This window comes from Paenibacillus sp. 01L418 (assembly GCF_056400045.1).
The window spans coordinates 1-12,119 of record NZ_JBFTSN010000175.1; the positions used below are offsets into that span (position 1 = coordinate 1).

The 12,119-nt window shown below is 45.3% G+C and carries 12 protein-coding genes; 3 read left to right on the top strand and 9 right to left on the bottom strand.

The annotated features are described in order from the left end of the window. From AC1DSE_RS19660 to AC1DSE_RS19685, 6 genes are all read right to left on the bottom strand, one after another. Positions 1 to 1,084 (bottom strand): nicotinate phosphoribosyltransferase (locus tag AC1DSE_RS19660; protein WP_477528064.1); only part of this gene is annotated, 1,084 nt, incomplete at its 3' end. Positions 1,085 to 1,222: 138 nt separating this feature from the next. Then, positions 1,223 to 1,822: a response regulator gene (locus tag AC1DSE_RS19665; protein ID WP_441877504.1), complete on the bottom strand. Its 600-nt coding sequence runs from the start codon at positions 1,820 to 1,822 to the stop codon at positions 1,223 to 1,225. Between the two features lie 31 nt (positions 1,823 to 1,853). Next, the gene (locus AC1DSE_RS19670) at positions 1,854 to 2,972 is read right to left on the bottom strand and encodes a sensor histidine kinase (protein ID WP_477512500.1); all 1,119 of its coding nucleotides are present in this window, start codon (positions 2,970 to 2,972) and stop codon (positions 1,854 to 1,856) included. A gap of 155 nt (positions 2,973 to 3,127) precedes the next feature. Continuing rightward, positions 3,128 to 4,183 (bottom strand): Delta(5) desaturase DesA, encoded by a 1,056-nt coding sequence (gene desA, locus AC1DSE_RS19675; protein WP_441877510.1) that lies wholly within the window; start codon positions 4,181 to 4,183, stop codon positions 3,128 to 3,130. 244 nt (positions 4,184 to 4,427) lie between these two features. Next, a complete protein-coding gene (locus tag AC1DSE_RS19680) occupies positions 4,428 to 5,660 on the bottom strand; it encodes an aminopeptidase (RefSeq protein ID WP_477528065.1) in 1,233 nt (410 codons plus the stop codon). 96 nt (positions 5,661 to 5,756) lie between these two features. Beyond that, positions 5,757 to 6,362 carry a TetR/AcrR family transcriptional regulator gene (locus AC1DSE_RS19685; protein WP_477512502.1) on the bottom strand — a complete coding sequence of 202 codons (606 nt, stop codon included), beginning with the start codon at positions 6,360 to 6,362 and terminating at the stop codon, positions 5,757 to 5,759. Positions 6,363 to 6,518: 156 nt separating this feature from the next. On the opposite strand from AC1DSE_RS19685, the gene AC1DSE_RS19690 reads away from it, so the two are divergent. Both AC1DSE_RS19690 and AC1DSE_RS19695 read left to right on the top strand, forming a co-directional pair. After that, entirely contained in the window at positions 6,519 to 7,406 is an 888-nt protein-coding gene (locus AC1DSE_RS19690; RefSeq protein WP_477512503.1) for an ABC transporter ATP-binding protein, read from the top strand. Then, on the top strand, positions 7,406 to 8,218 hold the full coding sequence (locus tag AC1DSE_RS19695) for an ABC transporter permease subunit (RefSeq protein WP_477528066.1): 813 nt from the start codon (positions 7,406 to 7,408) through the stop codon (positions 8,216 to 8,218). Before AC1DSE_RS19690 ends, AC1DSE_RS19695 begins: the two co-directional genes overlap by 1 nt. A gap of 63 nt (positions 8,219 to 8,281) precedes the next feature. On the opposite strand, the gene AC1DSE_RS19700 is transcribed toward AC1DSE_RS19695, so the two are convergent. Further along, positions 8,282 to 9,238, bottom strand: coding sequence for a helix-turn-helix transcriptional regulator (locus AC1DSE_RS19700; RefSeq protein ID WP_477512505.1), 957 nt, complete (start codon positions 9,236 to 9,238; stop codon positions 8,282 to 8,284). Positions 9,239 to 9,366: 128 nt separating this feature from the next. Here AC1DSE_RS19700 and AC1DSE_RS19705 point away from each other — a divergent pair, with 128 nt between their 5' ends. After that, positions 9,367 to 10,251, top strand: coding sequence for an SDR family oxidoreductase (locus tag AC1DSE_RS19705; RefSeq protein ID WP_477528067.1), 885 nt, complete (start codon positions 9,367 to 9,369; stop codon positions 10,249 to 10,251). Between the two features lie 8 nt (positions 10,252 to 10,259). On the opposite strand, the gene AC1DSE_RS19710 is transcribed toward AC1DSE_RS19705, so the two are convergent. Both AC1DSE_RS19710 and speD read right to left on the bottom strand, forming a co-directional pair. Then, positions 10,260 to 11,129 (bottom strand): SDR family oxidoreductase, encoded by an 870-nt coding sequence (locus AC1DSE_RS19710; RefSeq protein ID WP_441877528.1) that lies wholly within the window; start codon positions 11,127 to 11,129, stop codon positions 10,260 to 10,262. Between the two features lie 7 nt (positions 11,130 to 11,136). After that, complete coding sequence (gene speD / locus AC1DSE_RS19715; RefSeq protein ID WP_076271701.1) at positions 11,137 to 11,946, bottom strand: adenosylmethionine decarboxylase; 810 nt, start codon at positions 11,944 to 11,946, stop codon at positions 11,137 to 11,139. Positions 11,947 to 12,119: the final 173 nt, after the last annotated feature.

The window sequence follows — 12,119 nt, forward strand, 5'->3', positions numbered from 1 at the left end:
GCATGAACCCCGGTGTGGATATCTTCTCTGGATTAGCTGAAATTTTGATAACAGGCTCGTAGCTCCCGTTTTTCTCGCGCGCGACAAGCTTGTACACACCACCGAGTGAAGGCTGATCCGCTGCGGTAATCAGCTTCGTACCGATACCCCATACATCAATCTTTGCGCCTTGCGACTTTAGGTTAGAAATAATAGCTTCGTCCAAGTCACTGGAGGCAACGATATTCACATAAGGCAGGCCAGCTTCATCGAGCATTTTCCGCGCCATTTGTGATAAATACGCCAAATCGCCGCTATCAAGGCGGATCGCATTCATTCGTTTACCCTGGCTCTCTAGCATATGGGCGATCTTAATCGCGTTGGGAACTCCGCTTTTGAGCGTGTTGTACGTATCTACCAGTAGAGTTACATAGTCAGGCAGCGATTCCGCATAAGCTCGAAATGCTTCCTCCTCCGTATCATGCCCCTGCACCCAAGAATGAGCATGCGTGCCTTTGGCAGGAATGCCAAACAGCATGCCAGCCCTCATATTAGACGTCGCATGGAAGCCCGCAATATAAGTAGCTCTTGCTCCCCAAACCGCTGCATCTGCCTCTTGCGCACGCCTCGTTCCGAACTCAAGCAATACGTCATCTGGAGCAACCTGCTTAATTCGAGCAGCCTTTGTCGCGATCAACGTCTGATAGTTCATCATATTGAGGATAGCCGTTTCTATGAGCTGTGCTTCAAATACGCGTGCCTCAACGCAGAACAATGGTTCATTCGCAAAAACGAGCGTTCCTTCCTCTACCGAATAAATATTGCCTGTAAACCGAAAGCTGCGCAGCTCATCAAGAAACTCCTCTTTGTAGTTCTCTTCTTGCGTACGCAAATATGTAATTTCCTCTTCTCCGAAATGAAGCGATTGAATGTATTCCACAATTCTCTCCAAACCTGCGAATACAGCAAAGCCGTTATTAAAGGGAAGCTTGCGGAAATACGCCTCAAATACGACCCTCTCATCTTTGCTTCCTTGCAGCCAATGCGCGTACATCATATTTATTTGGTACTTATCTGTATGAAGTGTCAAATTTGTATAACTCATCCCATTAACTCCCTTCCCTAGTACTCTCTCCAATACCCGTTCCTTTAACTCTTGAAAACAAAAAAAGCGCCGTTGAGATCGAATAGCTCCGCTCAATAACGCATCATATTTTCACTTCGGTGCTCTTGTACCGGTACATTATTTGAACCAGCCCTTTTCTTTAAACCGAGTAATCGCCTCGATGCGGTTGCTGACGTCAAGCTTATCAAGAATGACAGATATATAGTTGCGAACGGTACCCGTCGTAATAAACAGCTCGCTTGCAATTTCCTTCGTGTTTTTCCCATCTGCTACGAGCACAAGCACTTCCTTCTCGCGCTCTGTTAACGGATTTTCTTGTCCGTATGCCTCATCTACAAGCTCCGATGCGAAGATCCGTCGTCCAGCCATGACGCTGCGAATCGAATTGGCAAGCTCCTCGCTTGGGCTGTCCTTAAGCAAATAGCCGCTAACTCCCGCTTTGAGAGCACGCTCAAAGTAACCGGATCTTGCAAATGTCGTCAAAATAATGACCTTGCAGCCCTGTCCCTTCAGCTCCTCAGCAGCATCAAGCCCTGTCTTGGCCGGCATTTCAATATCCATAATGCAAATATCAGGCTTATGCTCATGCACAAGACTTATGGCATCTTCTCCATTGCTTGCTCTTCCGACGACCTTCATATCCTCTTCCAAGTCAAGCAAGGAAGCGAGGGCGCCCAGCAGCATACGCTGATCCTCGGCAATGACGATTCTGATCATATTATCCCTCAATTCCCTTTTCAGCTTATCATTACATTTGTTTAATAACGTTTGGCACCTTAATAATGAGCGTCGCACCATCATTCGAAATGATATCTAGGCTTCCATTCACGAACTCAAGACGCTCCTTCATGCCTTGAAGACCATGGCCTCCGCAGTTTCTAGCTTCCTCAGGAATTCCTACACCATTGTCCTGCACCTTCAGTGACAGCTCTGTACGCGATGATTGGATCGTTACGGTGCACGTCGTTGCTCCGCTGTGCTTGACAACATTCGTTACCGCTTCCTTCAAACACATGCTGAGAACATTTTCAGTGAGCAAATTCGCAGTACCAAGCTTCAATTCTCCCACGAGCTCGAATTCAATTTCGGCTGCCTTCAAAATCTGCTTTACCCGAAACATTTCATCCTCAATTCTCGTCCCGCGCATCTGTGTAACCATTTCCCGCACTTCTTTAAGCGCGGTTCTCGCCGTCTGGCGAACATCATTGATTTCCGCTTGGGCTTGCGCTGGGTTCTTAACCATCAGCTTGCCGGCGAGGTCACTCTTCAAACCGATTAGCGACAGCTTCTGTCCCAGTGTATCATGCAAATCACGTGCGATTCGCTGCCTCTCCTCAAGCTTTACAAGTTCCGATATCCGCTTATTCGCGTCCTCAAGCTGCCCTTCGAGCTGCCCCTGCTTGTTTTTGTTGTACGTGTTGAAGGGAAGCAGAATAACGACGATGAGACTGATGAGTATGAACGGAAACTGTGTAAAAAACAACGTGTTCTGTGTAGCAAATCCGTAATTCACCGTTACGAACGTACTGACAATATGAATCGTATACAAAGTAAAAAATCCAGCTCGATTCTGAATATGTCCGATAAAAAAAGCTAGAAATATCGAAAAATAAACATAACTGAACAATAAGGTCATCGCAATCGATATAATAATTTGCACACTGGTCCAGAAATACACTAGCCAGCCCTTAGACACAAACGATAGCCGGTAACAAATAAAAAATAAAATAATCATGATGATACCGGATACGGCTTCATAAGGGGAAGACGATCGAAAAATAAAATAAAAAGGCAAAATACAGAAGACGACCCAAACATATGGGCTTAGACCTGTGTTTTTCTGAAAAATCTGATACCACTTGTTCATGGTCGTCCATCCTTTTTCCCATGCCATACGATGGTTATGATTATTTTATAATCATTTTAGCATATACAACATTTCAAGTATTTATTTTCCTTGATGCTATATGCACTAGAAGCCAGCCTGTAAGGGCGTGGCTTCTGGTGTATGTTTAAATGGAGTTATTTAAATTTCAAGCTTGCTTGTGTCGCTTTTATTTTCTCAGATGATGCTTTTGCTTTACGAAGACGATGCTTGATCCCTTTGAAGCTGACAAATTTTTTGTCTGATTCATCCCAAAGACGGAACTGGAGCGATTCTAAGCTTTCGCTGATCGTAATCGTCGTCGCTTTGTGAAGCGGCGGCGTTGCATTATGCGCTTTTTCCAAGTTATAGTTCGGAACCTTTGGGCTCAAATGATGAACGTGGTGGAAGCCGATGTTGCCTGTAATCCATTGCAGCACTTTAGGCAGCTTGTAGTAAGAGCTTCCGTCAACGGCAGCTTTCACATAACTCCACTCGTCTTCATTCTCAAAATAAGAATCCTCAAATTGATGCTGTACATAAAACAACCATATGCCGAGCAGACCCGATACAAAAAACACAGGACCTTGAACAAGCAGGAATGCTTGCCAACCGATTGCCCAGATCAGAAGCGCGTAAGAGCCTACGATCAAAGCATTTGTTAAATAAGTGTTCATCCGTTCCTTGCGTCTAGCACCTTTAACATTAAAGCGGTATTGAATAAGAAAAACACCGATTGGACCAAGTCCAAACATAACTAGCGGATGACGATACATACGATAGGCAAACCGGCGCATAAGCGGCGCTGCTGCGTATTCTTCCACCGTTAAAATCCACAAATCGCCAACGCCCCGTTTATCGAGGTTGCTGCTTGTTGCATGATGGATAGAATGTGAATTTTTCCACTGTCTATAAGGGACAAGCGTAATAACGCCTGTAATTGTACCTATGATATCGTTTGCTTTTTTGCTTTTGAAAAACGATCCGTGACAGCAGTCATGAAAGATGATGAAGGTACGAATGACGAAACCAGAAGTAAGCACCACCAACGGAGCAGTAAGCCAGTACGATATGGAAAGACTATAGTAAGAGGCATACCAGAGCAGAACGAGTGGCACTAAGGTGTTAATAAGCTGTCTGATACTCGACTTTAAATCCGTTTTCTCAAATGGGGCAACTTCTTTTTTCAAGTGAGCATGTTTAAGCTCTGTCATCGCATTTTCCTCCTCAATATGACGCTTGGAGAGTATCCCGGACGTCTAACGCAGTATTCTAACTTTATTGTAAAGAAAACTGTCAGGTCATTGTAGTCATAAACGTCAATACGATGGCATGACATTTGTCATATAGCCATCTGGGAAGTTGTCTTATTTATGTAAAAGAACCCATAAATCAGAAAAAAGCTACCCAAAAGAAGCATTCGCCTCTTCCAGATAGCTCTTTATTTGCTAACCCTAATTAAATTGCCCAATTTCCTTTACGGAAGATAGGGACAACCTTTCCATCCTTCGTGATGCCATCGATATCCATTTCAGCTGAGCCGATCATAAAATCATTATGCGTGATGCTGGCATTTACGCCATTCTCAGCAAGCTCTTCTGGTGACATCGACTTGCCGCCCTCGATATTGAAAGCATAACCGCTGCCGATTGCCAGGTGATTAGATGCATTCTCATCAAACAACGTATTATAGAACAAGATGTTCGACTGTGAAATCGGTGACTCATGCGGAACGAGTGCAACCTCGCCTAGGTAATGCGCGCCATCGTCAATGTCTACAAGCTTCTGCAGAATGTCTTGGCCTTCTTCAGCCTCTACCTTCACAATACGTCCGGCTTCAAACGTCAGCTTGAAACGATCGATAATGTTGCCGCCATAGCTTAGCGGCTTCGTACTGGATACATAACCGTTTGCGCCTGTTTTTAGCGGAACTGTAAACACTTCCTCGGTCGGYATATTCGCCATGAAAGGAATGTTGTTAATGTTCGTGCTGCCTGCAGCGACCCAAATATGCTTCTCCGGCAATTCAATCGTAAGATCCGTGCCAGGAGCCGTATAATGCAATTTATGAAAACGGTTCTGGTTGAGCGTCTCGCCCTTGCTGTGAAGATTCGCATTATGCTCTTCCCACGCTTTGACAGGGTTCTCAGCATGCAAACGAACCGATTCAAAAATAGCTGTCCACAGCTTTTGGGCCGCTTCCTCTTCCCCTGCTTCCGGGAATACCTTCGCTGCCCATTGCTTGCTCGCTGCCGCAACTACTGTCCAGCTTACTTTATCCGATTGAATGGCTCTGCGGAACTCCTGCAAGCCTTGGCCAGAAGCTTTCTGGAAGCTGGAAATACGTCCTGAATCGATGCCTTTCAGCAAATCTGGGCTTGATGAAACGATGGAGATAAACGCTGCTCCGCGTTCCACAAACGAGTTGCGTTTTGCCGTTTCCCATTCGGGGTAACGTGCAAATACTTCGTCTGCTGCTTGCTCATATTTTAATCTGGACAATGAATCGTCAGTCCACTCCACATGGACGTTGCTCGCGCCTGCTTCATAGGCTTTGCCGGCTACAAGTCTAACGAGTGCTGCTTGATCGACAGCTCCTGTAACGAATACCTCTTGGCCCTGCTGTACGTTCACTCCAATTTTTACAATCAACTCTGCATACGTATCTAAATGATGTTCAAATCCACTCATGATCTCGTATTCTCCCTTCATTAATACCTCTATGTACAAACATGCTGCAGCCTAAATTGTATCGAATATACAAGCCCATAGTCAAATAACATGGACCTACGAATTAGACTCTGGTCCAGAGCTGCAAATACCATAAAAGAAGAGATGAATAAACTCATCAAGAAAATCATCTACTTGTTCGCTTTGCTTCGCCAAATCTAGGAACATGTGGGATTGCTCTTTTAGCATATTGATATAAGCGATAATGGTCGGAGTCGATACCTTCTTCGAGATCTCGCCCTTCCTTTTCCCTTCTTCTACAAATTGTACGACGAGCGGCATTCCCTTTGTTCGATAAAGCTCTTCAATATATTGATTCGTTTCGTCATCAATCAGGAACTGTGTGAAAAATTCAGGAGTAAAGGCGCGATAAGCTTTCTTATCTACAAACACGATATATTGAATGATCTCCTTTAAAGAGTGATCACCTTGAATGAATGTTTCAAAATCGGTAATGCTCTTATCAATAAATTGTTTGAATACCTCGCTAAGCAGTGCTTCCTTACTGCCGAAATAATTGTAAATCGTCACTTGAGATACTTCAGCTTCCGCTGCAATATCCGCGATTCGTATTTTTTTGGGCTCCCACGTCTTGAGCATGTCTAAAACCGTCTTCTTAATCTTCTCCTTGATTAATTCCTTCCTTCTCTCGAAACCGTTCATACTGCCTCCTGCAATCACGTCTATTTTAATTTAATGAAATTATAGCACATCTATATTTCATAACCCATTGACTTCTAATCCTAACGAAATTATCATAAATAATGAAATCAAATAATAAAATAATTTCATAATTATAAATGCGGGGTGCAGCGGAATATGTTAATCGTTAAGGGGCTGACTAAGCTTTTTCGGAATGGCCGCGGCATTACAGATGTGTCATTCACGGTAAACAAAGGTGAAGTGTTCGGTTTTTTGGGGCCWAATGGTGCAGGCAAATCGACGACTATTCGTCACATCATGGGTTTTATGAAGCCGGATCATGGACGCGTATCCATAAAGGGACTCGATACCTGGGCGAAACAAGGAACCGTGCAGAAGTTTGTTGGCTATTTGCCTGGGGAAATCGCTTTTATCGAAGGAATGACAGGAAAAGCTTTTCTTGAATTTCTCTCCTCTATGCAGAGAATGGACAGCTCAGCCAAGCGCCGGAGCCTAATTGAACGGCTGCAATTCGACGTCAACACGCCGATTCGGAAGATGTCCAAAGGCATGAAGCAAAAAGTCGGAATTGTCGCCGCATTCATGCATGATCCCGAATTAATCATTCTCGATGAACCTACCTCCGGTCTCGATCCTCTCATGCAGCAGACATTTATTGAGCTTGTTCTCGAAGAGAAGGCGAAAGGAACGACCTTTCTGATGTCTTCCCATAGCTTTACCGAAATCGAGCGAACCTGCGACCGCGCCGCCATAATAAAGGACGGGAAAGTGATGACCGTCAAAAACATACATGAGCTTCAGTCCATGCAGCGCAAGCTGGTTGAGATTGTTTTCGAGCAAGCCACAGATGCTCATCTGTTCGTGTTATCGGGCACAGTGCCTATCGAATCACACGATGGCAGACGGGTCACAGTCGCCGTGCAGGGCAATTATAACGAGCTGATTCGAGAGACGGCCAAATACCCTATTCGCAGCCTCGATATCACCGCACAAAATCTTGAGGACGTATTCATGCACTATTATGACCGGAAGGAGCTCGTCTGATGAATGCTCCCCTTTTCAAACAAATGATGAAGATCAATCTTAAAGGAATAAGCAACTACGCCTTCGGCTCGGCCTTCTACATTTTGCTCATGTTTTGGCTGTRTCCCGGCATCGCGCAAAACACAGGAGCACTTAACGAGCTTATGTCGGCTCTGCCCGAAGGGCTTATGAATGCTTTCGGCGTCCAAGCCGGCTTCGGCAGCATGGAGGCCTTCATCTCGGGAGAGTATTACGGACTCATTTTGCCTCTCCTGCTCTCTATTTTCAGCATCATGCTGTCGACGGGCCTAATGGCAAGGCTGGTGGATCAAGGCTCCATGGCTTATCTGCTGTCCACACCGACGTCTCGACAGCGTATCGCCGCAACGCAAGCGAGTGTGCTCATCGCTGGGCTGCTGCTGATTATGATCGTTACGACAGCTGCAGGTTTTATTGGCTATGTCTTGTTTATCGGTGATCGATACGAATTTGACGGTTCCCGCTTCATTTTATTGAATGTGATTGCATGGATGTTATTTTTTGCAGTAGGGGGAATTTCCTTCTTCATCTCTGCCTTCTCTAGCGATGAAAAGAAAGCACTAGGCATCTCAGGGGTCATTACATTCGGCATGTTCGGACTCGATATGCTCGGCAAAATAAGCGCGAATATAAACTGGTTAAAGTATTTCTCCCTCTTTTCATTATATAGGCCAAGCGAAATCGCAAGCGGCAGCAGCGACCCGGTACTCGCTTTGGTCATACTCTTCTTGATCGGTCTTGCTGGCTTTATGGCGGGTATCCTCACTTTCAGCAAACGAGACCTGCCGTTGTAATGCCTTAATAAGTATCGTGACACGCCAAAAAAGAGGAAGCCCATCGTCGGGCATCCTCTTTTTTTACAATTCGATATATAGACGGTTGATGGCCATTGCCTCAGCCATCACTTTTTGCCGCAGCTCTGCAGGCTCAACCGCTTCTATTCGTGAACCATAACTTAAAATAATTTCGCACGCCGATTCCAATCCTTGAAATTCAACTCGCGCCGATGACCAACTCGTTTTCAGCGAAGGGCTGCTTTCTACGATTTTCACATATCGTTCTTTGGATAGCCGAGAGAGCACCGTATCATGAAAAGTAATAACAGCTGGATATTGCGGCAGTCTCTGCTTAAATTCACCCATGGACTGTTCCCAGTACTGAGCCAGATCAAAGTCTGCTGGGCGTTCGAAACGCTCCTCCAGCATAAGGGCATCCAATAATCTTGAGATTCGGTAGGTCCGTTTCTCCCCGTTCACTTCGCCAATCAAATACCAAACGTTGCGCTTAGCAACGAGTCCAAGCGGAGAGACGATTCGCTCGGCGATACCGTCCTCGCGATGATAGCGAATCTTCAATAATCGTTCTTCCCAAACGGCTTCCTGCACAATCGACAAGAATGGCATTAACTCTTCCATCTGATGCCAGCCCGCTCCATCAATATGAATCTTTTGCTTCATAAGAGCTGCCCCTTTGCTCACTTCAGCAGGAGAGGCAGCCAGTATTTTTTGAACAGCCGCTTCATAATGACTCGCAATTCCTAGATCGCTCAGCAAAGAAGATGGACTGCCCACAATAACAGACACTAATTCATCCGCATGCATACCCGTTAGATTGGTTCGATACCCCTCGGATAAAACCCATCCTCCGTGCACTCCCCTCTCCGCATAAACCGGAATGCCCGCTTCACTAAGCGACTCCATATCACGAATGATGGTACGCTCGGATACCTCCAGCTTTTCCGCAAGTTCTTTTGACGTCAATTTCCCGCTGTTTTGCATCAATAATAGGATGGCAATTAACCGTCCTGCTCTCATATGCTAGGCCTCCTGTGCCGTTCTCATTCGTTTTTTTCATTGTAGCATGAATATATGACAGTAGCTGTCGTATATCGTTTGCTAAACTGACAAAGAGTAAACCATAGAAATCGGAATGGAGAGATACAATGAAACCATTAGAGGGAAAAATCGCAGTCGTTGCTGGAGCTACACGAGGAGCTGGACGCGGTATTGCAGTAAGTCTTGGAGAAGCAGGAGCCACCGTTTACTGCACAGGAAGAAGCATTCGCGGCCAAGCCTCCGATTTGAACAGAGCGGAAACGATTGAAGAAACAGCCGAATTGGTCACTGCACGAGGAGGCGTGGGCATCCCGGTTAGAGTGGACCATACAGTTGAAGCGGACGTTCAGGCTTTGTTCGAGAAAATCAACAAGGAGCAAAATGGACAACTGGATGTGCTGGTCAATAACATTTGGGGAGGAGAAAAATTAACAGAATGGGGAAAGCCATTTTGGGAGCATTCGTTAAGCAAGGGCCTGCTAATGCAAGAACGTGCCGTAAAAGCTCATCTCATTACGAGTCATTATGGGGCTCCATTGCTGGTGAAACGGAGAAAGGGACTAATTATTGAAGTAACGGACGGAATCGATTACCGTTATCGCGGAAGCTTGTTTTATAGCTTGGCCAAAATTTCGCCTATACATCTTGCCGCGGCAATGGCAGCTGACCTTAAGCCCCATGAAGTAACGGCTGTTGCTGTAACCCCCGGCTTCCTTCGTTCTGAGGAAATGCTTGAGCATTTTGAAGTAACGGAAGAAACGTGGCTTGATGCTGTGCATGGCGGCAAGCCAGATGCCGAGCATTTCAGCCAATCGGAAACGCCATATTTTGTTGGACGCGGAATCGCAGCTCTTGCAGCAAGCAGCGATTTGCTTGAAAGATCCGGACAAGTATTCCCGAGCTGGCAGCTGTCTGATGAGTTCGGCATAACCGACGTCGATGGCAGACAGCCGCACTGGGGAAATTATGCGAAGCAGCATGGTTTCTTGTAATACCTACTTTACCCGTTTACAACTTCTCCGCCGTTAATATGCAGCATCTGGCCTGACATATAACTGGAATCATCACAAGCTAGGTAGACATAGGCAGCTGCTAACTCATGCGGCTGTCCTGGTCGTTTCATCGGTGTATCTGAGCCAAAAGTGGCTACGGACTGCTCATCGAATGTCGCTGGAATAAGCGGCGTCCAGATCGGTCCGGGAGCTACACCGTTAACACGAATGCCTTGCTCAGCCAAATTTACTGACAATGCGCGCGTAAAGGAAACGATTGCTCCTTTTGTAGCGGAGTAATCAATTAACGTCGGATTGCCTTTGTATGCCGTTATAGATGCCGTATTGATAATGGAGCTGGATGCCTTCAAGTGCGGCAAAGCGACGATCGTCAAATAGAACATGCTGAACACATTCGTTCGGAACGTAGCCACCAGCTGATCCGACGTAATATCCTCAAGCTTCTGCTGCACATGCTGCTCTGCTGCGTTATTCACCAAAATATCCAGCTTGCCATACTCCTTAATCGTCTGCTCGATGACACTTTTGCAAAAATCCTCTTCGCCGACGTCGCCAGCAATAAGCAAACATTTCACGCCAGCTTTCTCTACAACTTCCTTCGTCTTCTCTGCATCGCCATGCTCATTCAAATATACGATCGCTAAATCCGCGCCCTCTTTGGCAAAAGCAACGGCTACCGCGCGGCCAATGCCGCTATCTCCACCCGTAATAATAGCTGTCTTCCCTTTCAGCTTGCCTGCCGCTTTATATGAATCCGATTCAAAAATCGGCAGCGGCTTCATCTCGGATTCAATGCCCGGTTGACGGTTTTGGTGCTGCGGCGGGTTAATATTTTTTTGTGATGACGATTTAGACATGAGAAAATCAGCTCCTTATATTTTTTCCATAAAAGATTTCATCCATCTCGGTCTTTAATCTTCTCGTAATTTCCTCTTGCTCTATGGTTGACAACGAATCCTTCGTATAGCCGAACAAATAGTTGTTCAAATCAAATTGCTTCAGCTTGCATTTGGTATGAAACACATTTTCTTGATAAATATTAACGTCGATCATGTCATACAAAAGAGATTCCTTCTTCGGTATGTAGTTCTGAATCGAGTTAATATCATGATCAATAAAAAGTTTATAACCATTAATGTCGCGCGTGAAACCTCTCACACGATAATCCAGTGTCATAATATCGGTATCAAATGAATGGATCAGATAGTTCAGCGCTTTAAGCGGTGAGATCTCGCCGCAGGTCGATACATCAATATCTGCGCGGAACGTGCTTATCCCTTCGTTCGGATGATACTCCGGATACGTATGAACCGTTATATGGCTTTTATCCAAATGCATCACTACGGAATCAGGCAAGGGACCCGGCGATTCTTCAAACGACTCATTGGGTCCGCCAATTACCGGCCCTTCCGATACGAGCAAAGTAACGCTGGCACCCTGCGGCTCATAATCCTGCTTTGCAATATTAAGCACATGCGCTCCAATAATATCCGATACCGTTTCCAAAATATTCGTCAGCCTATCCGAATTATATTGTTCGTCTATATAGGCGATATATGCTTCACGCTCTTCTTTCGTTCTTGTATAACACACATCATACATATTGAAGCTGAGTGACTTCGTTAAATTATTAAAGCCATGCAGCTGAATTCTTTGTTCCGGTGTAAGTTTCAAGCGCACATCCTCCTTTTCAATAACTACTATTTCCTTTTACCCAAAGACCGATGCGGCAAAACTTTTATGTTGCACAAAAAAAGCATTTCACGCCCCGGTTTTACCGAATGTAAAATGCTTTTTCCATCTCATTTTTAATTATGTTTTTTCAATTCCTTAATCCGGAGTATCGG